Raw genomic sequence first — 25,409 nt, forward strand, 5'->3', positions numbered from 1 at the left:
GCGGCCGGGAGGCCGCCTCTCTTGATCAGAAATCGACGGTGGCCGACAGCCACAGACGGCGGCCGTCCAGGCTGTTGACATAGCGGTTTGCGTAGTTCAAGGCCGGTGCGCGGTAAGGCTGGTAGTCGATGAAGTCCTTGTTGAGCAGGTTGTACACGGCCGCGTTCAGGGTTACGCGCTTGCTCAGCTGGTAACTGGTGCCCAGGTGCAGCATGGCGTAGCCCTGGTAGTCGCCCAGCGCAGCCTTGGCGGCGCGCGTGGAAGCCGAGGTGCCCGGATCGCGGAAGCGCTCGCTGCGGTATTCGGCGCGCAGCCAGCCGTTCCACTCGCGCGAAATATCCCAGCTCAGGCGCGCGTTGACGGCGTGCTTGGGCGTGTCGCTCAGCGGCTTGCCCGCATTGCTGCCGCTCTTCTGTTCGCTTTCCGTGTACGTGTAGTTGGCGCTGGCCGACAAGGTCTTGCCCAGCGGGAAGCGCGTGTTCAGCTCGACACCGCGTGTGACGGCCTCATCCACGTTGACCGACTGGCCAAACGCATCGACATTGGGCCAGTTGCCGAAGCTGACGCAGCCGGGACGGTTCGGCGATGGACGGTAGCTGCAGTTGACGAGGCCCGTGCCCGTCGTGATCTTGTCCTTGAATGCGTTGTTGAACAGCGAACCGCTGGCCGTCCAGCCAGCCAGGTTGTCGAAGTAGGCGCCGATTTCCGTTGTCGTGCTCGTTTCCGGCTTCAGGTCCGGGCTGCCGACGAGGGGGATCGTGCCCTGGCCGCCGAAACCGTTGATGCCTGGGGACAATTGCTCCACGCGCGGCGTCTTGTAGCCCTTGCTGACGCCGCCCTTGACGGTCCAGCTCGGTGTCGCGTTCCACACGGCATAGGCGCGGGGGCTGGTCTGGCCGCCGAAGATGCTGTGGTCGTCATAACGGGCGCCGAAGGTCAGGGCGATATTTTCCAGTACCTGCCATTCGTCTTCCACGAACAGGGCTTTTTGCGTGAATTCGAATGTCTTTGGCGCCACGCCGTCCGTCATGTCCGCTTTCCACCATTGCGCGCCGACGGTCGCCATGTGCTTGCCCAAAGGCATGACCAATTTGGTGTCGAACACCTGGCTTTCCACTTCCAGGGTGCGCGCGCTGCCGGCCACGGCACCGGGCGTGCCCGGCGGAATCGTGCGGCCCAGGGTTTCCGTCTTGTTCACCATGTAGCTGCTGTCGAGCGTGCCGAAGCCGAAGCGGCCCGTGTGCGACAGGGTCCACTGGTCGCGCTGGTATTTCTGCTCGGGACCGTAGCCGCCCTGCAAGCCCAATGTGCCCAGCTGCTGTTTCGAATTGTCGTAGGTCTGGCGGCCCGCGTCCGCGTCGAGGATGACAGTGTGGTAACGGTTTGGCGTGAAGGCCAGGCGCGCGCCGAAGTTGGCGATGTCCGCGCGCACGGGATTGGCGCCCATGCTGGCTGCCGTACTCCCGCCGGCCGCGTTGGGGACGCGGATGTCGGCCGCATCGCGGCGCTGCTTGCTGCCGCGCAGGGACAGGCCCAGCAGGTCGGCGGCGATGGGGCCGCTCAGGTAAAAGCGGCCGCTTTTCACGTCGCCGAAGTCCGATTCCTGCTGCGCGGTATAGTCGGCCGAGACGGAACCCATCCACTGTTTGCCCACCTTGCGCGTGATGATGTTGATCACGCCGCCCATGGCGTCCGAGCCGTACAGGGTCGACATGGGGCCGCGGATGATCTCGATGCGCTCGATGGCGGCCAGCGGCGGCATGAAGCTCGTCTGCGTGCCGCCGAAGCCGTTCGGCGTGACGTTGCCGGCCGCATTCTGGCGACGTCCGTCGATCAGCACCAGGGTGTAGTCGCTGGGCATGCCGCGGATGCTGATGTTCATGCCGCCCGTCTTGTCGCCCGCCGCGCCCACGTCGATGCCTTCCACGCTTTCCAGCGCCTGCGTCAGATTGCCGAAGCGTTCCTTCGACAGATCTTCGCGCGTGAGCACGGTGATCGATGCGGGCGCCTGTTTGATGTCCTGTTCGAACCCGGAGGCGGAGACCACCACTTCCGGCATGCTGGCCGGCGTGCCCGTCTGGGCGTGAGCCGGCAGGCAGGACAGGGCGGCCAGAGTCAAGGCCAGGGTGGTGGGACGCGGCAGGCGCGCGCGGCGGGTGAGGTTGGACATGCAAACTCCTGAAGGGTGAATGAATAATTGCGCTGTATCGGCGAGGGAATGGGAATCATGAAAGCAATAAGAATCATTTACAATTACGGCCATGGCTACCCAGAAAATATTTCGCTCCGGATCTTGCGCAGAAGTTCTTAAGAGATTCTTAACTGCCGGCCGCAGCGTGCAAACCTGGTCGCTGCGGCGCACCCTGCTGACGGTCCTGCTGGGCCTGACTCTGGCCCTGTGGGTGGGCAGCGCCGCCATCGTGTATGTGGAAGCGCGCCGCGAAAGCCAGGAATTGTTCGACCAGTCGCTGACCGAGACGGGGCATTTGCTGCTGTCGCTGGTGGCAAAGGAGGCGCGCGAACACGGCTTGACGGGGCCCATCGACCTGCCCCTGCGCGGCCAGCACAATCCCCACCAGTATTTGCTGTTCAAGGTGCGCGACGCGCAGCAGCGCGTGCTGTACCGCAACGATGCGGCGTCCGACATCGCCCTGTCGCGCAGCGCGCCCGATGGCCTGTCGTGGACCACGATAGGTGGCCAGCGCTGGCGTCTGTTCTCGCTGTGGGACCCGCAGCGCACTTTGCAACTGCTGGTGGCCGAGCCGACCAGCCACCGCGACGACATCAGCCGCGGCTTCTTTTACCGCGTTGCGCTGTTCGGCCTGCTGCTGGTGGCGCTGGCCACCGTCGCCATCTGGTGGGCCGTCCACCGCGTGTTTCGCGTGCTGCAAGCGTGCGCCGATGAAGTGTCGGCGCGTACGCCCGATGAACTGGCCGACGTCGGGCTCGCTGGCGCGCCGGACGAACTGCATCCGCTGCTGCTGGAAATTAACCGCCTGTTCGGCAGGGTGCGGCACAGCCGCGACAACGAACAGCGCTTCACGGCCGATGCGGCGCACGAACTGCGCACGCCGCTGGCCGCCATCAAGACGAATCTGCAAGTGCTGCAGCGGGCCCGCAGCGCGGACGAGCGCGAGGAATTCATCGCCGCCCTGGGTGCCAGCGTGGAGCGCGCCACGCGCCTCGTCAACCAGCTGCTGGCGCTGGCCCGGCTCGATCCGCAGGCGCAAGCCCAGGTGGCGCTGGCGCCGGGCGACCTGGCGCAGCTGCTGGCGCAGCAGGCCGCGCAGTGGCAGGCGCTGGCCGCGCCGTACCGGCTGTCGCTGGCCGTGAACGTGGCGCCGGCGCCCTGCGCGCTCGATGCGGACAGCCTGCAGATGCTGCTGCGTAACCTGGTCGACAATGCGCTGCGCTACACGCCGGCGCCGGGCGCCGTCGAGATCAGTTGCGGCGTGGAAGCGGGACGCAGCTATGTGCGCGTGGCCGATACGGGACCGGGCATCGCGGAAGACATGCATGAGCGCGCGTTCGAACGCTTCGTGCGCCTGGGGCAGGCGGAAAGTGCGACGCAGCTGCCCGGCAGCGGGCTGGGCCTGTCCATCGTGCGGCGCATCGCCGAGCGGCATGGCGCGGCCATCGTGCTGGGCGCCGGCTTGCAGGGCAGGGGGCTGGCGGTGACGCTGGTGTTTCCCGCCGCATAGCGTGGCTGCCGGCTGCGCGATCCGATAGCGATAAAACGCACAAGGCGCGTCCGGAATGCGGTATCTTTCTGTTATGCACAGACCAGACAAGCACCCGCCTTCCGACCTCCCCCCGCTCTCGCTGGCCGCCGCGCGCGCCCTGCACCTGGCCGCGCAGGGCTTGCTGCAGGCGCGGCGTAAAAAAGCCGTGAAGGCCGACGTGCTGGCCGCCATCCGCCAGATGGGCGTGCTGCAGATCGACACCATCAACGTGGTGGCGCGCAGCCCCTACCTGGTGCTGTGGAGCCGGCTGGGCGACTATCCGCAGCCGTGGCTCGAGCAATTGCTGGCCGAGGGCGCGCTGTTCGAATACTGGGCGCATGAAGCGTGCTTCGTCCCCATCGAAGACTATGGCTTGTACCGTCACCGCATGCTGGATCCCGCCGCCATGGGCTGGAAGTATTCCGTCAAATGGATGGCCGAGCAGGGCGACGCCGTCGCTTCGGTGCTCGACCATATCCGCGTCAACGGCGCCGCGCGCTCGGCCGATTTTGAGCGCACGGATGGCCAGGCGGGCGGCTGGTGGAGCTGGAAGCCGGAAAAGCGCTCGCTTGAAGTGCTGTTTACGTCGGGCGTGCTGATGATCGCCAAGCGGCATCAGTTCCAGCGCTATTACGACCTGGCCGAACGGGTGCTGCCTGGCTGGCACGACGGCTTGCTGCCGCCCGAGGACCAGGTGCGCCGCCGTTTGCTGCTGGCCAGCGTGAAGGCGCTGGGCCTGGCGCGGGCCGGCTGGATCAGCGACTATTTCCGCACCAAACAGCCGCGCGCCAGCCTGGCGCACGATCTGCAGGCGCTGGTGGACGAGGGCGCGCTGCTGCGCTGCGCGGTGGCCGGCTGGAGCGACGCCGTCTACGTGCATGCCGAGCATGGGGAGTTGCTGCGCGCGGCCGCCGCCGGCAAGCTGGCGCCCACCTTGACGACGATCCTGTCGCCGTTCGACCCCGTCGTCTGGGACCGGCGCCGCGCGCTGGAACTGTTCGACTTCGACTACCGGCTCGAATGCTACACGCCCGCTGAAAAACGCCGCTATGGCTACTTCACGTTGCCGATCTTGCGGCGCGGCGCGCTCGTGGGACGCCTGGATGCCAAGGCGCACCGCGCTCAGGGGTGCTTCGAGATCAAGTCGCTGGCGCTGGAAGAGGGCGTGCGCGTCAGCCCCCGCCTGGTGCAGGACGTGGCCGGCGCCGTGCGGCGCCTGGCGCTCTGGCATGCCTGCCCGCAGGTCGAGATAGCCCAGGCGCAGCCGGCGTTATTTGGCACGCAGCTGGGCGAGGCCCTGCACGACGGCGGCGCTGCCGCAAGGAGGGCCGCATGATGCTGCCGCCCGCGCCGCCATCCCTGCTCGCCGCCGACGGCCAGCCATGCTTCGGCCGCTACACGGGCCAGCTGAACGCCTTCGACTGGGCCGCGCTGGCGCCGCCGCATGCACGGGGCGCCCTCTGGCGCCTGTTCCACCACAAACGCTGGCATTACGTGGCCCTGTCGACGCCGGCCGTGTTCTGCGGCGTGGCCATCGTCGAGCTGGGCTGGACCAGCACGGCCTTCGCCTATGCCTTCGACCGCCACAAGGGCAAGATCGTGGCCAGTTTTTCGCAGGATGGCATTCCCGGCCTGTGCGCCACGCTGGCGCCGCATGCGGGTGCTTCCAGCCGTTTCCGTTTTTTGTCGCAGAAAATCAGCATCGAGGCGCAGCCGCAGCAGCGCTACCGCTTGCGGCTCGATTGCGGCCATTTCGGCATCGACGCGGAATGCGGCCCGCCCGTGGCGCCCACCTTGCTGGCCATCGGCCCCGTGGGCGAGGGCGGCAGCGTGCATGCGACGCAAAAGTCGGGCGGCCTGCCCTTGTGGGGCAGCGTGCGCTGCGGCGCCGTCGGCTACAGCCTGGACGACGGCGTGGCCAGCTTCGATTATTCGAACGGCTTGCTGGCGCGCGAGACGGAATGGCGCTGGGCTTCGGCGCACAGCCTGGACCTCGGGTTCAACCTGCAGGCCGGCTATTTCGGCGCGCATGAAAACGCGCTGTGGCTCGATGGCCAGCTGTATCCGCTGGGCCGCGCGCATTTCGACTTCAATCCCGACAACCCGCTGGCGCCGTGGCACGTATGGACGGACGACGATCTGCTGGACCTGCACTTCAAGCCGGAAGGGGCGCGGCGCGAGGATAAAAACCTGTGGATCGCCGCCAGCCGCTACATCCAGCCCATCGGCACGTTCAGCGGCTGGGTGCGCACCAGCGCGGACTCGCCCAAGCGCATCGTGGCGCAGCTGGCGGGCGTGACGGAAAGCCACCGCTCGCGCTGGTAGAGGCACTATTTTTTTGCGAAACGCGTGACAAGGTCAAGTTTTTTTGGCAACGCATCCTATACACTGGCGCAGCCGCTCCGGCATCCCGCTCCGGCAATCCATGAGGCCAGAACATGAGTATCCGTAATCTCGACAAGCTGTTCAAGCCGGCCTCGGTGGCCCTGATCGGCGCCACGGCGCGCGAACGCAAGCTGGGCGCCATCGCCCTGTACAACCTGCTGGGCGGCGGCTACCAGGGAGAGATTTGGCCCGTCAACCCCAAGTACGACGAGCTGATGGGCCTGAAATGCTACCGCAAGCTGGCGCACCTGCCCAAGGCGCCGGACCTGGCCATCATCTGCACGCCGCCCGCCACCATCACGGCCCTGATCCGCGAACTGGGCGCGCTGGGCACGCGCGCCGCCATCGTCATGACGTCGGGTCTGGACCCCGTGCGCGAGCAGTCGCTGCGCCTGGCCATGCTGAAGGCGGCCAAGCCGCATTTGCTGCGCATCCTCGGCCCCAACAGCATGGGGCTGCTGGTGCCCAAACTGGGCTTGAACGCCAGCTTCGCCCACGTCGGCGCGACGAGCGGCAAGATCGCCTTCGTGTCGCAATCGGGCGCGCTGGTGTCGGGCGTGCTCGACTGGGCCAATGCGCATGGCGTGGGCTTTTCCAAGTTCATTTCGCTGGGCGCCAGCTACGACATCGATTTCGGCGACCTGCTCGACTACCTGGCCGGCGACATCGACACGGCCGCCATCCTGCTGTACATGGAAGACATCCAGGCGGCGCGCAAATTCATGTCGGCGGCGCGGGCGGCCGCGCGCAGCAAGCCCGTCATCGTGCTGAAGGCGGGGCGCGAGGCGGAAGGCGCGGCCATGGCGGCCTGGCATACGGGCGCGCTGGCCGGTTCCGACGCCGTCTACGACGCGGCCATCCGCCGCGCCGGCATGCTGCGCGTGTATTCGGCCGAAGAACTGTTCGACGCCGTGGAAACGCTCACGCACATCCGCTCGCAGCGCGGCGAGCGCCTGGCGATTTTGTGCAACGGCGGCGGCCTGGGCGTGATGGCCACCGATGCGCTGGTGAGCAGCGGCGGCAAGCTGGCCGAGCTGTCGCCGGACACCGTGATCGCGCTGGAAAAGGCGCTGCCACGCGGGTGGTCGCACGACAACCCCGTCGGCTTGCCCGGCGACGCGGCCGTCCAGCGCTATGCCGACGCCATCAAGCCGCTGCTCGACGAGCCGCAGGCGGACGCCTTGCTGCTGCTGCACGCACCCACGGCCATGGTCTCGTCGATCGATATCGCCGAAGCCGTCACGCCGCTGATCAAGGCCACCTCGCGCACGGTGCTGTCGTGCCTGCTGGGCGGCACCACCGTGGCGCCCGCGCGCCAGGTCTTCAATCGCGCCGGCATTCCCACCTATGACACGCCGGAAAAGGCCGTGCATGGCTTCATGCAGATCGTGCAATACCGGCGCAACCAGGAAACCCTGATGCAGGTGCCGGCGCAGCTGCCCATGTCGGCCACGCCGCGCCGCGCGAGGGTGCGCGAAATCGTCGCCGCCGCGCTGGCGGCCGGCCAGACGGTGCTCGGCGAATGCCGCTCGAAGGAGATTTTGGCCGCCTACGGCATTCCCGTCGCGACCACGCGCATGGCGGCCGACGTGGAAGAGGCGCTGGCCGTGGCGGCCGATATCGGCTATCCCGTCGCGCTGAAGATCCATTCGCCCGACATCGCCCATAAATCCGACGTGGGCGGCGTGGCGCTCGACCTCGACACGCCCGACATCCTGCGCACGGCCGCCGCCGCCATGCTCAAGCGCGTGCGCCGCATGCGGCCCGACGCGCTGATCGACGGTTTTACGGTGCAGCAGATGGCGCGCCGGCCGCAATCGCATGAATTGATCGTCGGCGTCACGACGGACGCCGCCTTCGGCCCCGTGATCCTCGTGGGGCAGGGCGGCATCGCCGTGGAAGTGACGGCCGACCACGCGATCGGCCTGCCGCCGCTGAACATGGTGCTGGCGCGCGACATGCTGGCGCGCACGCGCGTGTCGAAGCTGCTGGCCGGCTACCGCAACCAGCCGCCGGCCGACATCGACGCCATCTGCTACACCCTGATTCAGGTGGCCGAGCTGGTGGCCGACATCGGCGAGCTGGCCGAACTCGACATCAACCCGCTGGTGGCCGACGCGGACGGCGTGATCGCCCTCGACGCGCGCATCCGCCTGCAGCCGGGCCAGCAGCGCGACCGCCTGGCCATCCGCCCGTATCCGCAGGAGCTGGAAGAGCAGGTGACATGGATGGATCAATCGATCCTGCTGCGCCCCATCCGCCCCGAGGATGCGCCGCAGCACATGGATTTGTTCCACGCGCTGGACCCGGACGACGTGCGCCTGCGCTTTTTTACCTCCATGCGCGAGCTGCCCGTGTCGCAGCTGGCGCGCCTGACGCAGATCGATTACGACCGCGCCATGGCCTTCATCGCCACGCACACGGGGCCGGACGGCAAGCCGGAAACCCTGGGCGTGGTGCGCGCCGTGGCCGACCCGGACAATATCCACGCCGATTTCGCCATCGCCGTGCGTTCGGCCCTGAAGGGCAAGGGACTCGGGCACATCCTGTTCGAGAAGCTCGTCGACTACTTCCGCAGCCGGGGCACGGAAGCGCTGGTGGGCGAGGCGATGGCGCGCAACAAGGGCATGCAGCGGCTGGTAAAGAGCTTTGGCGGCGAAGTCACGCCATCGGAAGAGCCCGGCGTCGTCAACCTGCATATCGGCTTGCGCGCGCCGTAAAAGAAAGCGCGGCTGGCCCGCTGCGGGTTTGTGCAGGATCAAACCCATCGCTGTCGGTAGTCTTTACACTTTCACTTCCAGGATCAGACATCCAGCGCATTTTCGGGAGTGAGTGCATGCTTACGGCAACATATATATTGGTTTCCCTGTCGGTGGAACAGGCCAGCATCCGCATGAGCCTGCTGGCCTTTCAGAAGTACATGCATGTGCAGCTGCGTCACCAGAGCAGACTCAGCCTGGCGCAGCTGCAGTATGCGGGCGACTGGCTGAGCCGGCTGTACCAGGGCGGCTACTGGCGCAAGGTGGAAATGTATCTGGTGCCCGCCATTCGCCAGGCCGCACCGCATGCCGACGGCTTGCTCAATGAAATCAATGGCTTGAACCGCGTGGCGCTGGAAAGCATCAATGCGGTGCAGCAGCGCGCGGGCGCCGCCATCGACCATTCCGAATTGCAGGCCGAGCAGCTGTGCGCGGCCATCGACGCCTTTTGCGCGGCCTTGCTGCAGCGCCTGGAAAAAGAAGAGCGCGAACTGTTCGCGCTGGCGCGCAAGGTCATCGTGGGCGAAGCGTGGTTTGCCATCGCCTACCAGTTCCTCGCCCACGACGCGCGCGCGCAGGAGGCGCGCCGTGGCAAGGCGCAGGTGCTGCCCTTTGTTTTGCCGGCGCCTTTGCCGACATCCTTGCCGGCGCCGGGCGCGCCTGCCACCGGCGGGGAAAACGCCGAGGCCGGCGGCGCGTCGGCGCAGCTTGCACCGTCACCGCCGCTGCGCGCGCAGGCTTGAACGGGTAGCGAGCGCACACCCCGGCAGGCCCGCCTGTGCCAGGGTGGTTTTATCGCCGGGCACATGGCGCCGTCATAGGGAAAAGATTCATTTTAGTCATTTGATAACTTGTTCAGCCCTGTCCGATGCAATACCCCGGGCTTTGTTATGATGGTGGTTTTGATCCACGCGAAACCCGTCATGTTCGAATTTCTCTTCAAGCGTTCTGCCAGCAAGACTGCCGTCCCCGATCCTGTCGTGGCAGAACAGGCCGCCGCTTCGGCGCAGAGCGCATCGCGCCGCGCCGAACAGGTTGCGCGTGCCCATGCCGTGGCGGGCGACGAAGCCGCCGCCTGTGAATTCATCGTGTCCAGCGAATTTGCCGATGCCCGCCTGATCGCGGCCGAACACGTCCATAGCTTGCCCCTGCTGGAAAAAGTCCACCACGCCATGCGCAATACGGACCGCCGCGTTGCCAAGCTGATGCAGGGCCGCATCGACCTGATCCGTCATCAGGCGGCCGAGACGCAACGCGCCCAGGCCAGCATCGCCACGGCGCAGCGCCTGTTGAACGATGACAAGCTGAGCCCGAACCAGGTAGCCGAGCTGGACCGTCAATGGCAAGTCATCAAGGCCACGCCCGAGCTGGAGAGCGCCTTTGCCGCCGCGCGCGCCGCGCTGGCCGCCCGCCTGGAAGCGCAAGTGGTGCTGCAGCGCGCCGTGATCGACACCGTCGCCGCCGCGCGCGCCTTGGCTGCCAGTGGCCAGTCCTCCGATGAGCTGGCCCAGGCGCTGGCCCGCCTCGACGCGGCACATGCGCAGCATGCGCAATCGCCCGAACGCGCTTCCTTGCCGAAACACCTGGAAACCGATTTCACGCAGGCGCGCGAGCAGGCGCAGTCCGCCTTGCAGGCGCTGCAGCAGTACCAGGCCGTGTTCGACGCACGCCAGCTTGCGCTGGCCGCATGGCAGGCGCAGGACGCCGCCACGCTCGATGCAGACACCTTGAAACGCGCGTGGCAAGCCTTGCCGCGCCTGCCCGAGTCGCCATTGTCCGACAGCCTGCAGCAGCAATTTGCGGCCCTGCTGGCCAGCGCCCCGGCACCGGTCGTCCCTGCCGCAGCCGTGGACGCGCCAGCGCATGTGGAACCGGCGCCGCGCAAGCCGCGCCAGGAACACGCGCCCGTGTCGAAGGAAGCGACGGAGCAGTTCTTCAAGGTGCTCGACGCCATGGAAGCGGCGCTGCAGGATGGCTTGTTGCACGTGGCTTCTGAACATGACAAGACCTTGCGCGATAGCAAGCACGGCCGTTTGACGCCTGCGCAAGCGGATCGCCTGGCCCATGTGCGCGGCGAGTTCAAGCGCCTGGCCGACTGGGCGCGCTGGGGCGGCAATGTCTCGCGCGAGGAACTGGTCAAGGCGGGCGAGGAATTGCCGGCGCAACAATTGCCGATGACCGAGCTGGCCAAGAAAGTGGGCAGCCTGCGCGAGCGCTGGAAGTCGCTCGACACCTTGTCCGGCCCCGCACCGAAATCCCTGTGGGAGCGTTTCGACGCCGCCTGCAGCGTGGCGTATGCGCCGGCGGCCCAGCATTTCAAGCAACTGGCCGAAGAGCGCCACGGCAATGCAGCCAAGGCCCAGGAACTGATCGCGGAAACGGCGGCCCTGGCGGCCGAAGAGAGTACCGACTGGAAACATGTCGCTTCCGCCTCGCAGCGCTTGCGCCAGGCGTGGACGCGCCTGGGCACGATCGATCGCAAGGAAAAGAAACGCCTGGATACGGAGTTCGGCGCCGCGCTGGACGCCCTGTCCAAGCCGCTGGACACGCAGCGCCAGATCGAGACGGCGCGCCGCGAGCAATTGATCGTCGAAGTGGGCCTGCTCAAGCCATCGGAGCGCAACACGGTCGACATGCTGAAAGCCTTGCAGGACAAATGGCAGGAGCTGGCGAAAGCCCTGCCGCTGGAACGCCGCGCGGAACAGGCGCTGTGGCAGCGTTTCCGTGCCGCCTGCGACGATATCTTCGCCAGGCGCAAGGAAACGGCCCACGCGGCCGACCACGAGCGCCGCGAACACCTGCATGCGCGCGAAGCGCTGTGCGCCGCGCTGGAAACGGCCGTCGTGCCCGAGGGCGACGACAAGGCCCGCAGCGCCTTTATCAATCACTTGCTGCGCGACACGCGCGCCGCCTGGAACGCCACGGGCCCAGTGCCGCGCGCCAGCGAAGCGAAGATCGAACAGCGCTACCAGGCCGCGGTCGCCGGCGTGCAGGCGCAGGCGGACGCCATCGCCGAACGGGCTGGCGCGGCGCAGGCCAACGCCCTGCGCGACAAGCTGCGCCTGGTGCAATCGCTGGAAGCCGCACTGGCCGATGGCGGCGACGGCGCCGACGCGCAAGCGTGGTCCGAGCGCTGGAGCGCCTTGCCGCCGCTCGACGCCCAGTACGAACGCAGCCTGCAGCAGCGCTTTGCCGCCGCTCAGGCCGCGCTGGGCGAGGGCAGCGCGGCCTACGTGCAGCAATTGCAGGCCAATCAGGAGCGTCTGCTCGGTGAAGTGTTGCGCCTGGAAATCGTCGCCGGTGTCGACAGCGGCGCCGAATTTGCCCGCGACCGCCTGAAAATGCAGGTGGAAGTGCTGCAATCGTCGCTCAAATCGGGCCAGAAGCCGCTCACGCAAGTGTCGCAGCTGATGCAGTTGTGCGCGATCGCCGCCACCACCGATGCGCGCACGGCCAGCCGCATCGAAACCCTGCTGCGCCGCATCGGAGGTAATGCAAAATGAGTACATCCGTCCGCATCCAGCACGCCGATTTTGACTTGAGTCAAGAAATCGCACAATTGCGTGCAGGCAACCCCAAGGTGGGCGCCGTCGTCGGCTTCGTCGGCACGGTGCGCGACATGAACGAAGGGCTGGACGTGGCCGCGATGGAGCTCGAGCACTATCCGGGCATGACGGAAAAGTCCATTGTAGCCATCGTGGAGCAGGCGCGGGGCCGCTGGCCCCTGTCCGGCGCGCTGGTGATCCACCGCGTGGGGCCCTTGCTGCCGCAGGAGCAGATCGTGCTGGTGGCCGTGTCGTCCGCCCACCGGGGCGAGGCGTTTGCCGCCTGCGAATTCATCATCGACTACCTGAAGACGGAAGCGCCGTTCTGGAAGAAGGAAGACACGCCCGAAGGGGCGCGTTGGGTCGATGCGCGCGACAGCGACGAGACGGCCCTGGACAAGTGGGCCGCAAAAGCAAGCGCCATTTGAAGCGAACGCGCCGCGCACGCTAGCATTTGCCAAAATGCATCAGTTTTCTGCTTTGTGTATGCTTGAAAAGTACTGCCTCACCCCAATTTGGTTAACAACTAATTAACCGGGAGCGCTTTTCATGCGACAAGATAAACTGACTACCAAGTTACAGGAAGCCCTGGCCGACGCGCAAAGCTTGGCCGTGGGCAACGACAATCCCTATATCGAACCAGTCCACCTGCTGACGGCCCTGTTGAACCAGGACGACGGCGGCGCCCGCTCGCTGTTGCAGCGGGCCGGCGTCAACGTGGGCGGCCTGTCCAAGGCCCTGGGCGCGTCCATCGAACGCTTGCCGAAGGTCTCGGGCACGGGCGGCGACGTGCAGGTCAGCCGCGAATTCGTGGCCCTGCTGAACCTGGCCGACAAGGAATCGCAGAAGGCGGGCGACCAGTTCGTGTCCAGCGAAATGGTCTTGCTGGCCATGACGGACGACAAGTCCGACTGCGGCAAGCTGGCGCGCGAAAACGGCCTGACCCGCAAGGCGCTGGAGGCGGCCATCGACGCCGTACGCGGCGGCAACAAGGTCGATTCGCAGGAAGCCGAAGGCCAGCGCGAAGCCTTGAAAAAATACACCTTGGACCTGACGGAGCGGGCGCGCAAGGGCAAGCTCGATCCCGTGATCGGCCGCGACGATGAAATCCGCCGCACCATCCAGATCCTGCAGCGCCGCAGCAAGAACAATCCCGTGCTGATCGGCGAGCCGGGCGTGGGCAAGACGGCCATCGTCGAAGGCCTGGCGCAGCGCATCGTCAATGGCGAAGTGCCTGAATCGCTGAAAGGCAAGCGCGTGCTGGCGCTGGACATGGCCGCCCTGGTTGCCGGTGCCAAGTTCCGCGGCGAGTTCGAAGAGCGCCTGAAGTCCGTGCTCAAGGAACTGGCCATGGATGAAGGGCAAACCATCGTCTTCATCGACGAGATGCACACCATGGTGGGCGCGGGCAAGGCCGACGGCGCGATGGATGCCGGTAATATGCTCAAACCGGCACTGGCGCGCGGCGAGCTGCACTGCGTGGGCGCCACCACGCTCGACGAATACCGCAAATACATCGAAAAGGATGCCGCGCTGGAACGCCGCTTCCAGAAAGTGCTCGTCGACGAGCCGACCGTGGAGGCGACGATCGCCATCCTGCGCGGCTTGCAGGATAAGTACGCGCTGCATCACAAGGTGGAAATCACGGACGCGGCCATCATTGCCGCGGCGGAATTGTCGCACCGCTACATCACCGACCGCTTCCTGCCCGATAAGGCCATCGACCTGATCGACGAGGCGGCGGCGAAGATCAAGATCGAGATCGATTCGAAGCCGGAAGTGATGGACAAGCTGGAACGCCGCTTGATCCAGCTGAAAATCGAGCGCGAAGCCGTCAAGAAGGAAAAAGACGAAGCATCGCTGCGCCGCCTGGGCCTGATCGAGGAAGAGATCGTCAAGCTGCAGCGCGAATACAATGACTTCGAGGAAATCCTGAAGGCGGAAAAGGCCGTGGTGCAGGGCAGTACGCACATCAAGGAAGAAATCGAGCAAGTCAAGCTGCAGATGGAGCAGGCCACGCGCGAGAGCAACTGGCAGAAAGTGTCGGAGCTGCAGTATGGCAAGCTGCCGCAGCTGGAAGCCCAGCTCAAGCAGGCCGACAGCGGCATCCCGAAACTCGATCCCGACCAGCCGAAATTGCTACGCACGGAAGTGGGTGCCGAGGAAATCGCCGAAGTGGTGTCGCGCGCGACGGGGATTCCCGTGTCGCGCATGATGCAGGGCGAACGCGACAAGCTGCTGCACATCGAAGAGAAGCTGCATGAGCGCGTCGTGGGCCAGGATGAAGCGATCACGGCTGTGGCCGACGCCATCCGCCGCTCGCGCGCCGGCCTCTCCGATCCGAACCGTCCGTACGGTTCCTTCATGTTCCTGGGACCGACGGGCGTGGGCAAGACCGAGCTGAGCAAGGCGCTGGCGACCTTCCTGTTCGATACGGAGGAATCGATGATCCGCATCGACATGAGCGAGTTCATGGAGAAGCATTCCGTGGCCCGTCTGATCGGCGCGCCACCGGGCTACGTGGGCTACGACGAAGGCGGCTACCTGACGGAAGCCGTGCGCCGCAAGCCGTACAGCGTGATCCTGCTCGACGAAGTGGAAAAGGCGCATGCCGACGTCTTCAACGTGCTGCTGCAAGTGCTCGACGACGGACGCATGACGGACGGCCAGGGCCGTACGGTGGATTTCAAGAATACCGTCATCATCATGACCTCGAACCTGGGTTCGCATAAGATCCAGGCGATGGAAAGCGATGATCCCGGTGTCGTGAAGCTGGCCGTGATGGCCGAGGTACGCTCGCACTTCCGTCCCGAGTTCGTCAACCGCATCGACGAAATCGTCGTGTTCCACGGCCTCGACGAGAAAAACATCGGCGCGATCGCGAAGATCCAGCTGAAGATCCTCGAAGAACGCCTGGCGCGCATGGACATGCAGCTGAGCTTGACTGACGCCGCGCTGCAGCAAATCGCCGAAGCGGGCTACGACCCGGTGTATGGCGCCCGTCCTTTGAAACGGGCGATCCAGCAGCAGATCGAAAATCCGCTGTCGAAGCTGATCCTCGAAGGCCGCTTCGGCCCGAAAGACGAGATCCGCATCGACGCCCAGAACGGCAACCTGGTGTTTACAGGGGCGCAGGTGGGGCTGGACAAGGTGTAATGTTGGCTGGTCAGTCCCTGCGGGATTGGAAGCTACCCCATTGGGGCAGCTTCCCCCGTCGGGTCTGACCCCAGTTTTACGGCATTTGCAGTGAGGAAGATGTGCGACGATTTGCGACGTCTAACAAAACCGTAGCGAGCGGCAGTGATTTGTGGCAGAGAAGCGCAACCGTACTCTAGTACGGTGAGCATCGCAGGCCGCAAAGCGCGACGCGCAGTAGGTTTTGTTAGACGTCCTCAGGCAGGGCGGTATCAGGCTAGACCTGATGCCGCCCTTCTTGCTATCATCGTCACTATTTTCTGACTAATTTTCGGAGGCGGTACGATGGCAAACACATGGCAAGCAGGACGGCGCATTGGACTGGGACTGACCTTGGCGGCGGCCGTGCTGGCCTTGTCTGGCCAAGCGCAGGCCCAGGAAGAGAAGGTCCTGAACATCTACAACTGGTCGGACTATATCGGCGACGATACGATCAAGAATTTTGAGAAGGAAACGGGCATCAAGGTACGCTACGACGTTTTCGACAATAACGAAATTCTCAATGCGAAACTGGTGGCAGGCAAGTCCGGCTACGACATCGTCGTGCCGACGGCCCAGTGGGCGCGCCTGCAGATCGATGCGGGACTGCTGCGCAAGCTCGACAAGAGCAAGCTGACCAACCTGGGCAACCTCGATCCGAACCTGCAGGCGAAGCTGTCGAAGATCGACCCGAACAACGATTACCTGGTCGACTGGCTGTGGGGCTATACGACGGTGGGCATCAACGTCAACAAGGTCAAGGCCGCGCTGGGCGGCATGCCCATGCCCGACAATGCCTGGGACCTGATCTTCGACCCGAAATATGCATCGAAGCTGAAATCGTGCGGCGTGTCCTTCATCGACTCGCCGTCGGAAGTGCTGCCGGCCGCCCTGCAATACCTGGGCAAGCCCGCGTACTCGAAAACGGCCGCCGACTACCAGGAAGCGGGCAAGGTGCTGCAGGCGATCCGCCCCTACGTAACCTTGTTCAGCTCCTCAGGCTACATCAATGACATGGCCAACGGTTCCGTCTGCGTCGCGCTGGGCTGGTCGGGGGACATCAATATCGCGCGCCAGCGCGCCATCGACGCGAAGAATGGCAATGTGATCCAAGTGCTGGTGCCGAAGACGGCCGCCCTGATGTTCGACACCATGGCCATTCCCGCCGACGCGCCGCATCCGAACAATGCGCACCTGTTCATCAACTACATCCTGCGTCCGCAAGTGCATGCCAGCCTGAGCAACAAGGTCTTTTACGCGAATCCGAATCCGGCCAGCATCAAATATGTACGCAAGGACATCGGCGAGAACAAGGCCATCTTCCTGTCGGACGCCGACAAGCAGCGCATGGCGGCCCCGGAAGCGACCACGGCCGATATCCGCCGCTTGATGACGCGCATTTATACGAAGTTCAAGACGGGAGTGTAATACGGGGGCGTAAGACGGGAGCGTAAAAACAAGGATGGCGCGAGGGACGGGCCTGTTGGCCGTCGCTGGCGCCATGCGATAGTGCCGAGGTGAACGCTACTCGTGATAGCGGTCCATCAGCTTATGGTGGCTGCCGCGCATTTCTTCGACCAGTTCAAAGGCGACAAAGCCGATGATGGCGGCGAAGATGGCGATGAAGAGAAAAACGAGGAAGGTGATTAACATGGTCTTTCAGCCGCCGTTGGACGGCCGTCCGCTGGGTTGCTCAATGTGCCGGAGCAGCGCTCCAGCACGTAGTTGATGCAATTAAACTCTAGCAGATCGGCAGCGCTTTACAAGGCTGCTGAGTTGTGAACTCCACCAGTATTTGTCCCAGCGCACTTTTTGCGCATTTCAATCTGAGGTCAGACCCGGCGGGTCTGACCCCGTGGCCTATTTCACGACCAGATCATGCGCCATCACGGCTTTCAAATAGACGCTGACGGGGTCACCTGGTTCGCGCTGGGAGAACCTGTCCATCCTGCGCTGGCCTTGCGCATTTCTCTGTTTCAGTATTTTATTTCACCACCAGATCATGCGCCATCACGGCTTTCAAATAGACGCTGACGGGGTCGCCTGGCTCGGGCTGGGAGAACCTGTCCATCCTGCGCTGGCCTTGCGCATTTCTCTGTTTCAGTATTTTATTTCACCACCAGATCATGCGCCATCACGGCCTTCAAATAGACGCTGACGGGGTCACCTGGTTCGCGCTGGGAGAACCTGTCCATCCTGCGCTGGCCTTGCGCATTTCTCTGTTTCAGTATTTTATTTCACCACCAGATCATGCGCCATCACGGCCTTCAAATAGACGCTGACAGGGTCACCTGGCTCGCGCTGGGAGAACCTGTCCATCCTGCGCTGGCCTTGCGCATTTCCCTGTTTAGTATTTTATTTCACCACCAGATCATGCGCCATCACGGCCTTGGGATAGACGCTGACAGGGTCACCTGGCTCGCGCTGGGAGAGCCTGCCCATCCTGCGCTGGCCTTGCGCATTTCCCTGCTTCAGTATTTTATTTCACCACCAGATCATGCGCCATCACGGCTTTCAAATAGACGCTGACGGGGTCGCCTGGCTCGGGCTGGGAGAACCTGTCCATCCTGCGCTGGCCTTGCGCATTTCCCTGTTTTACTATTTCACCACCAGATCATGCGCCATCACGGCCTTCAAATAGACACTGACGGGGTCGCCTGGCTCGCGCTGGGAGAACCTGTCCATCCTGCGCTGGCCTTGCGCATTTCCCTGTTTTACTATTTCACCACCAGATCATGCGCCATCACGGCCTTCAAATAGACGCTGACGGGGTCGCCTGGCTCGCGCTGGGAGAACCTGTCCATCCTGCGCTGGCCTTGCGCATTTCCCTGTTTTAGTATTTTATTTCACCACCAGATCATGCGCCATCACGGCTTTCAAATAGACGCTGACGGGGTCGCCTGGCTCGCGCTGGGAGAACCACCACGCGCTGGCCTTGCGCATTTCCCATTCCTGCTCTTCGCCCGTCAGCAGCAGGGCGGCTGCCTGGCCCAGGGTGGGTTGGTGGCCGACGATGAGCACGGTTTCCTTGCCGCCGGGCCAGTTGGCCGCCTTCAGGATGTCTTCCGCCTCGGCGCCCGGTGCCAGTTCCGGCATCAGCTTGAACTTGCGCCCCAGCGCCTCCGCCGTTTGCAGGGTGCGCAGGGCGGGGCTGACGAGGATGCGGCAATTTTCCGGTAGTTGCGAGGCCAGCCATTCCCCCATGCGGCGCGCCTGTTTCTGGCCTTTGACGGTCAGGGCGCGTTCGAGGTCGGGGAGGCCCGGCTCGGCTTCTGCGTGTCGCCACAAGATGAGATCCATGCTGTACTCCTGTGTGTAGAGTTGCCTATTCGCCGACCTCCGCGCCCGGCGTGCCCAGTGTGTGCATCAGGTATTGCTGGGCGCTGAACGGCATCTGCTTGCCGCGCGGCTTGCGGCGCGCATAATGGCCCGTCGGCTCCAGTTCCCATGCATTGGTATTATCCTTCAAATACGGATTCAAGCCCTCGGCGATCACGCGCCGTTTCAGCGCCCGGTCCAGCACGGGGAAGGCCACTTCCACCCTGCGGAACAGGTTACGGCTCATCCAGTCGGCGCTGGCCAGGTAGACATCGTGCGCCAGGTCGTTGCGGAAGTAGTAAATGCGGCTGTGCTCGAGGAAGCGGCCGATCACGGAGCGCACCTTGATGTTTTCCGACAAGCCCGGTACGCCCGGCTTCAGGGTGCAGGCGCCGCGCACGATCAGGTCGATCTTCACGCCATCGGTCGAGGCCGCATACAGGGCGCGGATCACGGATTCATCGACGAGCGCGTTGACCTTCACGATGATGCGACCGCGCCGGCCTGAACGGGCGATCTTCGCCTCGTTGCGGATGGCCTTGATGATTTCGCTTTGCAGGCCGAACGGCGCCAGCCACAAATGGTTCAGATTGTGCGGCTTGGTCAGGCTGGTCAGGTGGATGAACACCTCGTTGACTTCCACGGCCAGGTCCTGGTTCGCCGTCAGCAAGCCGAAATCCGTGTACAGCTTGGTGGTCGTGGGGTGGTAGTTGCCGGTGCCCAAGTGGGCGTAGAAGCGCAGTGCGCCTTCTTCGCGGCGGATGACGAGCGCCACCTTGGCGTGGGTTTTCAGGCCCACCACGCCGTACACGACTTGCGCGCCAGCCTGTTCCAGCTTGTCGGCCCAGTTGATATTGGCTTCTTCGTCGAAACGCGCCATCAATTCCACGATGACTGTTACCTCTTTGCCCATCTTCGCCGCCGTGATCAAGGACTCCATCAGGTCCGAGTTCATGCCCGTGCGGTAGATCGTCTGCTTGATGGCGACGACGGACGGATCGTAGGCGGCGCTGCGGATGAAGTCGATCACCGTCTGGAACGATTGATACGGGTGGTGCAGCAGGATGTCATGCTTGGTCAGTGCGGCAAAGATGTCGTTGCCGATGGCCTTGTGCGCGAGGCCCGGGAAGAACGGCGGGAAGCGCAGCTCGGGCTGTTTGACGTGGTCGATCATTTCCGACAGACGCACGAGGTTCACGGGGCCGTTGACGCGGTAGAGGCGGCTTTGATCCAGATTAAACTGGTCGAGCAGGAATTGTGACAATTCTGGCGGGCAATTGCGCGCCACTTCCAGGCGCACCGAGGTGCCGAACTGGCGCCCCACGAGTTCGCCTTTTAACGCCTGGCGCAGATTCTTGACTTCGTCTTCATCGACCCACAGGTCGCTGTCGCGCGTGACGCGAAATTGCGAATAGGCAATTACTTCGCGCCCGGCGAACAAGTCCGAGATATGCGCATGAATGACAGACGATAACAGGCAGAAGGACACGCCGTCGCCGGAAATGTCGTCCGGCAGCTTGATTACGCGCGGCAAGACACGGGGCGCCTTGACGATGGCGATCGCCGTGCCGCGGCCGAACGCATCCTTGCCGCTCAGCGAGACGATGAAATTGAGGCTTTTATTTACCACTTGCGGGAACGGGTGGGCCGGGTCCAGGCCGATAGGGGTCAGCAGGGGGCGCACTTCACGGTCGAAATACTGCTTGACCCAGGCGCGCTGCGCATCGTTGCGGTCGTTGTCGCGCAGCAAATGCACGCCCGCTTCGCGCAGGGCCGGCAAGACTTCGCTATTTAATATCTCGTACTGGCGTTCCACCAGCGCATGGCATTCCTTGCCGATGCGCTCCAGATTGGCCGCCAGGGCAGGGTGGCCGGCCAGCGAACCGCCGATGCTGCCGGCCGCCAGCAGACTGGCCACGCGCACTTCGAAGAACTCATCCATGTTGCTGCTGACGATGCACAGGTAGCGCAGGCGCTCGAGCAGCGGAATGTTCGGGTCTTCCGCCTGGGCCATCACGCGCCGGTTGAAAGTCAGTTGCGACAGTTCGCGGTCAAGCAGGATGCCCGATTTGGTCACTTCCGTGTGCAGTTCAGGTTTCATATTCTTTTGTCTTTGCAGATAGTTAATTCTAGCCGTATTTCATCCGTATTTCATCGCGTATGACGCGTTGTGAGTGTAATCATGAAATATGACGTAAGCGTGACATAAGCTGTCATAAAGCGTCGCCCGCCCTGTCATTTTTCGCGCCGAAAAGGGCGGTTCGCGGGGCGTAGCCAATTATTTCAGGATTTTTTGCCCATGTCATAAACCTGTCATATTCGCTTGCTAGACTGCGCAGCATTCAACCGGGACTTTGAGCCCTAACAACCCTGAGGACTTGATATGCAAATGAAGCAAATGTTCAAATTTATCGTCGTGGGTGCTTCGGCAGCGATGGCATTTTCTTCCGCTTCCGTCATGGCGGCAGATATGACAGGTGCTGGTGCAACCTTCCCGTACCCGATCTACGCCAAATGGGCTGAAACGTACAAAGCCAACACGGGCAACGGCCTGAACTACCAGTCCGTCGGTTCCGGCGCCGGCATCAAGCAAATCAAGGCCAAGACTGTCGAATTCGGCGCTTCGGACATGCCTTTGAAGGCGGAAGAGCTGGAAGAAGCGGGCCTGATGCAGTTCCCGGCCATCATGGGCGGCGTGGTCACCATCGTCAACCTGGACGGCGTGACCCCAGGCCAGCTGAAAATGACGGGTAAAGTCGTTGGCGACATCTACCTGGGCAAGATCACCAAGTGGAGCGCGCCTGAAATCGCCGCACTGAACAGTGGCGTCAAGCTGCCGGACACGGAAATCACCGTGGTGCACCGCGCCGACGGTTCGGGCACCTCGTTCCTGTTCACCGACTTCCTGTCGAAAACCAACCCGGAATTCAAATCGAAAATCGGCGCTGGCTCGGCCGTGAAATGGGCCGTCGGCGTGGGCGGCAAGGGTAACGAAGGCGTCGCCGCCAACGTACAGCGCATCAAGGGTTCGATCGGCTACGTCGAGTGGGCTTACGCCAAGAAAAACAAGATGTCGCACACCCAGCTGCAAAACAAGGACGGCAACTTCCTGCAGCCTGACGACGAAAACTTCAAGGCCGCCGCCGCTTCGGCACCCTGGACGCAAACCCCAGGCTTCGGCGTGGTCCTGACCGACCAGGCTGGCAAGAACAGCTGGCCTATCACGGGCGTGTCGTTCATCCTGATGCACAAAGTCCAGGCTGACCCAGCCAAGGCAAAAGAAGTCCTGAAATTCTTCGACTGGGCCTACAAGAACGGCGGCCCTGCTGCCGTCGAACTGGACTACGTGCCGATGCCGGCATCGGTCGTGAAACTGGTGCAGGAATCGTGGAAAGCCAATTTGAAAGATGCATCGGGCAAGTCGATCTACTAATCGCATAGCCTGAGTCATTCATCCTTGCCCCGCCGGCAGTATAGCGGGGCAGGGAGTTAGCCAGGACCGCCCGCAAGCCCTTGCAGACGGTCCTGGCTAAAAGAATAAAAGTAGCTGAAAGAATAAAAGCAACGACGCCTGACAAAACCGTAGCGAGCGGAAGGGAGTTGCGGTCGAGAAGCGCAACTGTACAAAGGTACAGTGAGCATCGCAGGCCGTAAATCCCGACGCGCAGTAGGTTTTGACAGGCGTATTAAAACAGCAGCACCGGCAGTACCACCCACATCTGGCACAATATGAGCGCACAATCTACCTCCTCCACGATCCCCCTGCCAGGCGGCACCATGACCGATTCCATCAGTCACGCGCAAATGCTTTCCACCATGCGCAAGCAGCGCTTCCAGGATTTCATGTTCCACAAGGTGACGATGCTGTTCGCCCTGTCGGTGCTGATCGTCCTGGTCGGCATCATCATTTCGCTGATCATGGAATCGATACCGGCCTTCAAGACCTTCGGCCTGCATTTCATCGTGTCCGCGGAATGGGACCCCGTCAATGATCAGTACGGCGCCCTGATCCCCATCATCGGCACCCTGGTGACGTCCGTCATCGCCTTGCTGATCGCCTTTCCCGTCAGCTTCGGCATCGCCCTGTTCCTCACGGAAATCTGCCCGGCCTGGCTGCGCCGCCCGCTGGGCACGGCTGTCGAGCTGCTGGCCGGCGTGCCATCGATCATCTACGGCATCTGGGGCCTGTTCGTGTTTGCCCCCCTGTTCGCCGACCACGTCCAGCCCCTGCTGAAAGCCACGCTGGGCAACGTGCCCGTCATCGGCCAGCTGTTCAGCGGCCCCATGATGGGCATCGGCTTGCTGACGGCCGGTCTGGTGCTGGCCATCATGATCATCCCCTTCATCGCTTCCGTGATGCGCGACGTGTTTGAAATCGTCCCTGCCGTGCTGAAGGAATCCGCCTACGGTCTGGGCTGCACGCGCTGGGAAGTGGTGCGCAAGATCGTCTTGCCATACACCAAGACCGGCGTCGTCGGCGGCGTCATGCTGGGCCTGGGCCGCGCGCTGGGCGAGACCATGGCCGTGACCTTCGTCATCGGCAACGCGAATAAACTGTCGTGGTCGCTGTTTGCCGCCGGTAACAGCATCACCTCGCTGCTGGCGAACGAATTCGGCGAAGCGCAATCGGCGCTGCACGTATCGTCGCTGTTCTCGCTGGCCCTGATCCTGTTTGTCATCACCTTTATCGTCTTATCCGCCGCCAAGCTGATGCTGGCTGGCATGTCCCGCAAGGAAGGCACGAAATGAGCCAGCTCAGCCAAGTTAGCACCCTCGACGTTCCGGCCAAGCCGGCCATGAACCCCGTCTACCGCAAGCGCCTGCTGATGCACCGCGTCGGCATCGCCCTGTCGGTGGCCGCCATGGCCCTGGGCCTGGCCGTGCTCGTGTGGATTTTGTTCACGCTGGTGATCAAGGGTTTCGGCGCGCTGTCCGTCGATCTGTTCACGCAAACGACGCCGGCTCCCGGCAGCGAAGGCGGCGGCTTGATCAACGCCATCGTCGGCAGCGCCCTGATGGTGGGCCTGGCCACCGTCGTCAGCACCCCGATCGGCATCCTGGCCGGCATCTATCTGGCCGAATACGGCGAAGAAAACAAGCTGGCGCAAGTGACGCGTTTCGTCACCGACATCATGCTGTCGGCGCCATCGATCGTCATCGGCCTGTTCGTGTATGCGCTGTACGTGGCGCACGTGAAACACTTCTCCGGTTACGCCGGTGCCATCGCCTTGTCCCTGATCGCCGTGCCCGTGGTGGTGCGCACGACGGACAATATGCTGCGCCTGGTGCCGAACAGCCTGCTGGAAGCCGCGTTTGCCCTGGGCGCGCCGCGCTGGAAGGTCGCCACCCTGGTGCGCTTGCGCGCTGTAAAAGCTGGCGTGATCACCGGCGTACTGCTGGCCTTGGCCCGCATCGCCGGCGAAACGGCGCCGCTGCTGTTCACGGCCCTGAATAACCAGTTCCAAAGCTTTAACATGAATGCGCCGATGGCCAACTTGCCGTCCGTCATCGCATCGTTTGCAATGAGCCCGTACGACAACTGGCGCTCGCTGGCCTGGGGCGGCGCACTGCTGATCACCTTCAGCGTGCTGGCCCTGAATATCCTGTCGCGCACCGTGTTCAGCCAAAAAGTCCCACATTAAACAGATACCGAGCGAAGCGAACCCATATGAATACGCAAATGAATCCAGCCCAAGACTTGGCACCAAAGAAAAAAACCATCGAGATTTCGGGCCTGAACTTTTTTTACGGCAAAACGCAAAGCTTGCATAACGTCAACCTGGACATTCACGAGAAGAAGGTCACGGCCTTCATCGGCCCGTCCGGTTGCGGCAAGTCGCCCCTGCTGCGCACCCTGAACCGCATGTACGACCTGTATCCGGGCCAGCGCGCGGAAGGCTCCATCCTGTACCGCGGCCGCAACGTGCTCGACGCCGACCAGGACGTCAACATGCTGCGCGCCAAGGTCGGCATGGTGTTCCAGAAGCCGACGCCGTTCCCCATGTCCGTCTACGACAACATCGCCTTCGGCGTGCGCCTGTATGAAGACCTGTCGAAGGGTGAAATGGATGAGCGCGTCGAGTGGGCCCTGAAGAAGGCCGCGCTGTGGGGCGAAGTCAAGGACAAGCTGACCAAGAGCGGCCTGTCGCTGTCGGGCGGCCAGCAGCAGCGCCTGTGCATCGCGCGCGGCGTGGCCGTGAAACCGGACGTCTTGCTGCTCGACGAGCCGACCTCGGCGCTGGACCCGATCTCGACCTCGAAGGTGGAAGAGCTGATCAGCGAACTGAAACAGGATTACACGATCGCCATCGTGACGCACAATATGCAGCAGGCGGCGCGCTGCTCCGACTACACGGCGTATATGTATCTGGGCGAGCTGGTGGAATTCGGCGAAACGGACCAGATTTTCATGAATCCGGCCCGCAAGGAAACGCAGGATTACATCACGGGCCGCTTCGGCTGATCCGCCCAGAATAACGATATACAAGACTACTGAATACGGAGAG

Annotated in this window: 18 protein-coding genes; 14 read left to right on the forward strand and 4 right to left on the reverse strand. The window is 63.5% G+C overall.

Annotated features, from left to right (window positions below):
• Positions 1–25 precede the first annotated feature (25 nt).
• Positions 26–2,170 (reverse strand): TonB-dependent receptor domain-containing protein, encoded by a 2,145-nt coding sequence (locus tag D9M09_RS08220; protein ID WP_121669026.1) that lies wholly within the window; start codon positions 2,168–2,170, stop codon positions 26–28.
• Positions 2,171–2,336: 166 nt separating this feature from the next.
• Here D9M09_RS08220 and D9M09_RS08225 point away from each other — a divergent pair, with 166 nt between their 5' ends.
• The 9 genes from D9M09_RS08225 (at position 2,337) to D9M09_RS08265 (ending at position 17,013) form a co-directional block, all read left to right on the forward strand.
• Positions 2,337–3,701 carry a sensor histidine kinase gene (locus tag D9M09_RS08225; RefSeq protein WP_240453588.1) on the forward strand — a complete coding sequence of 455 codons (1,365 nt, stop codon included), beginning with the start codon at positions 2,337–2,339 and terminating at the stop codon, positions 3,699–3,701.
• 73 nt (positions 3,702–3,774) lie between these two features.
• Positions 3,775–5,058 carry a winged helix-turn-helix domain-containing protein gene (locus D9M09_RS08230; RefSeq protein ID WP_121669028.1) on the forward strand — a complete coding sequence of 428 codons (1,284 nt, stop codon included), beginning with the start codon at positions 3,775–3,777 and terminating at the stop codon, positions 5,056–5,058.
• On the forward strand, positions 5,055–6,047 hold the full coding sequence (locus D9M09_RS08235; protein WP_121669029.1) for a DUF2804 domain-containing protein: 993 nt from the start codon (positions 5,055–5,057) through the stop codon (positions 6,045–6,047). Before D9M09_RS08230 ends, D9M09_RS08235 begins: the two co-directional genes overlap by 4 nt.
• A 113-nt stretch (positions 6,048–6,160) precedes the next feature.
• Complete coding sequence (locus D9M09_RS08240; RefSeq protein WP_070221396.1) at positions 6,161–8,827, forward strand: bifunctional acetate--CoA ligase family protein/GNAT family N-acetyltransferase; 2,667 nt, start codon at positions 6,161–6,163, stop codon at positions 8,825–8,827.
• A 116-nt stretch (positions 8,828–8,943) separates the two neighbouring features.
• Positions 8,944–9,609 carry a hypothetical protein gene (locus D9M09_RS08245; RefSeq protein WP_139143077.1) on the forward strand — a complete coding sequence of 222 codons (666 nt, stop codon included), beginning with the start codon at positions 8,944–8,946 and terminating at the stop codon, positions 9,607–9,609.
• A gap of 180 nt (positions 9,610–9,789) precedes the next feature.
• On the forward strand, positions 9,790–12,369 hold the full coding sequence (locus D9M09_RS08250; RefSeq protein WP_121671008.1) for a DUF349 domain-containing protein: 2,580 nt from the start codon (positions 9,790–9,792) through the stop codon (positions 12,367–12,369).
• A complete protein-coding gene (gene moaE, locus D9M09_RS08255; RefSeq protein WP_121669030.1) occupies positions 12,366–12,839 on the forward strand; it encodes a molybdopterin synthase catalytic subunit MoaE in 474 nt (157 codons plus the stop codon). Before D9M09_RS08250 ends, moaE begins: the two co-directional genes overlap by 4 nt.
• A 121-nt stretch (positions 12,840–12,960) precedes the next feature.
• A complete protein-coding gene (clpB, locus tag D9M09_RS08260; protein WP_070221393.1) occupies positions 12,961–15,567 on the forward strand; it encodes an ATP-dependent chaperone ClpB in 2,607 nt (868 codons plus the stop codon).
• 324 nt (positions 15,568–15,891) lie between these two features.
• Positions 15,892–17,013: a polyamine ABC transporter substrate-binding protein gene (locus D9M09_RS08265; RefSeq protein ID WP_121669031.1), complete on the forward strand. Its 1,122-nt coding sequence runs from the start codon at positions 15,892–15,894 to the stop codon at positions 17,011–17,013.
• Positions 17,014–17,109: 96 nt separating this feature from the next.
• On the opposite strand, the gene D9M09_RS29895 is transcribed toward D9M09_RS08265, so the two are convergent.
• Positions 17,110–17,238 carry a hypothetical protein gene (locus tag D9M09_RS29895; RefSeq protein WP_256267160.1) on the reverse strand — a complete coding sequence of 43 codons (129 nt, stop codon included), beginning with the start codon at positions 17,236–17,238 and terminating at the stop codon, positions 17,110–17,112.
• Positions 17,239–17,835: 597 nt separating this feature from the next.
• Here D9M09_RS29895 and D9M09_RS29310 point away from each other — a divergent pair.
• Complete coding sequence (locus D9M09_RS29310) at positions 17,836–18,114, forward strand: hypothetical protein (RefSeq protein WP_205602337.1); 279 nt, start codon at positions 17,836–17,838, stop codon at positions 18,112–18,114.
• 312 nt (positions 18,115–18,426) lie between these two features.
• Here the strand turns inward: D9M09_RS29310 and sixA are convergent, their stop codons facing one another.
• A complete protein-coding gene (gene sixA / locus D9M09_RS08310; protein WP_070290771.1) occupies positions 18,427–18,885 on the reverse strand; it encodes a phosphohistidine phosphatase SixA in 459 nt (152 codons plus the stop codon).
• Positions 18,886–18,910: 25 nt separating this feature from the next.
• Complete coding sequence (gene ppk1, locus D9M09_RS08315; RefSeq protein WP_070218042.1) at positions 18,911–21,004, reverse strand: polyphosphate kinase 1; 2,094 nt, start codon at positions 21,002–21,004, stop codon at positions 18,911–18,913.
• A gap of 282 nt (positions 21,005–21,286) precedes the next feature.
• Between ppk1 and pstS the strand changes: the two genes are divergently transcribed.
• The 4 genes from pstS (at position 21,287) to pstB (ending at position 25,366) form a co-directional block, all read left to right on the forward strand.
• Entirely contained in the window at positions 21,287–22,336 is a 1,050-nt protein-coding gene (gene pstS / locus D9M09_RS08320; protein ID WP_070218044.1) for a phosphate ABC transporter substrate-binding protein PstS, read from the forward strand.
• A 344-nt stretch (positions 22,337–22,680) separates the two neighbouring features.
• Positions 22,681–23,652, forward strand: a complete 972-nt coding sequence (pstC, locus tag D9M09_RS08325; RefSeq protein WP_227742171.1) for a phosphate ABC transporter permease subunit PstC — start codon at positions 22,681–22,683, stop codon at positions 23,650–23,652.
• On the forward strand, positions 23,649–24,545 hold the full coding sequence (gene pstA / locus D9M09_RS08330) for a phosphate ABC transporter permease PstA (protein ID WP_070218049.1): 897 nt from the start codon (positions 23,649–23,651) through the stop codon (positions 24,543–24,545). Before pstC ends, pstA begins: the two co-directional genes overlap by 4 nt.
• Before the next feature lie 38 nt (positions 24,546–24,583).
• On the forward strand, positions 24,584–25,366 hold the full coding sequence (gene pstB, locus D9M09_RS08335) for a phosphate ABC transporter ATP-binding protein PstB (protein ID WP_430886690.1): 783 nt from the start codon (positions 24,584–24,586) through the stop codon (positions 25,364–25,366).
• The last annotated feature ends 43 nt before the right edge of the window (positions 25,367–25,409 follow it).

This window comes from Janthinobacterium agaricidamnosum, from assembly GCF_003667705.1.
Taxonomy (GTDB): domain Bacteria; phylum Pseudomonadota; class Gammaproteobacteria; order Burkholderiales; family Burkholderiaceae_D; genus Janthinobacterium.

Excerpts from the sequence above, each read along its gene's own strand:
- D9M09_RS08220 (WP_121669026.1), bottom strand. The coding sequence starts at position 2,170 with ATGTCCAACCTCACCCGCCGCGCGCGCCTGCCGCGTCCCACCACCCTG.
- D9M09_RS29895 (WP_256267160.1), bottom strand. The coding sequence starts at position 17,238 with ATGTTAATCACCTTCCTCGTTTTTCTCTTCATCGCCATCTTCGCCGCC.
- clpB (WP_070221393.1), top strand. The coding sequence starts at position 12,961 with ATGCGACAAGATAAACTGACTACCAAGTTACAGGAAGCCCTGGCCGAC.
- pstA (WP_070218049.1), top strand. The coding sequence starts at position 23,649 with ATGAGCCAGCTCAGCCAAGTTAGCACCCTCGACGTTCCGGCCAAGCCG.
- pstB (WP_430886690.1), top strand. The coding sequence starts at position 24,584 with ATGAATCCAGCCCAAGACTTGGCACCAAAGAAAAAAACCATCGAGATT.
- D9M09_RS08240 (WP_070221396.1), top strand. The coding sequence starts at position 6,161 with ATGAGTATCCGTAATCTCGACAAGCTGTTCAAGCCGGCCTCGGTGGCC.
- D9M09_RS08265 (WP_121669031.1), top strand. The coding sequence starts at position 15,892 with ATGGCAAACACATGGCAAGCAGGACGGCGCATTGGACTGGGACTGACC.
- pstS (WP_070218044.1), top strand. The coding sequence starts at position 21,287 with ATGCAAATGAAGCAAATGTTCAAATTTATCGTCGTGGGTGCTTCGGCA.
- moaE (WP_121669030.1), top strand. The coding sequence starts at position 12,366 with ATGAGTACATCCGTCCGCATCCAGCACGCCGATTTTGACTTGAGTCAA.
- D9M09_RS29310 (WP_205602337.1), top strand. The coding sequence starts at position 17,836 with ATGCGCCATCACGGCCTTCAAATAGACGCTGACAGGGTCACCTGGCTC.
- D9M09_RS08235 (WP_121669029.1), top strand. The coding sequence starts at position 5,055 with ATGATGCTGCCGCCCGCGCCGCCATCCCTGCTCGCCGCCGACGGCCAG.
- sixA (WP_070290771.1), bottom strand. The coding sequence starts at position 18,885 with ATGGATCTCATCTTGTGGCGACACGCAGAAGCCGAGCCGGGCCTCCCC.
- D9M09_RS08250 (WP_121671008.1), top strand. The coding sequence starts at position 9,790 with ATGTTCGAATTTCTCTTCAAGCGTTCTGCCAGCAAGACTGCCGTCCCC.
- D9M09_RS08245 (WP_139143077.1), top strand. The coding sequence starts at position 8,944 with ATGCTTACGGCAACATATATATTGGTTTCCCTGTCGGTGGAACAGGCC.
- D9M09_RS08230 (WP_121669028.1), top strand. The coding sequence starts at position 3,775 with ATGCACAGACCAGACAAGCACCCGCCTTCCGACCTCCCCCCGCTCTCG.
- pstC (WP_227742171.1), top strand. The coding sequence starts at position 22,681 with ATGACCGATTCCATCAGTCACGCGCAAATGCTTTCCACCATGCGCAAG.
- ppk1 (WP_070218042.1), bottom strand. The coding sequence starts at position 21,004 with ATGAAACCTGAACTGCACACGGAAGTGACCAAATCGGGCATCCTGCTT.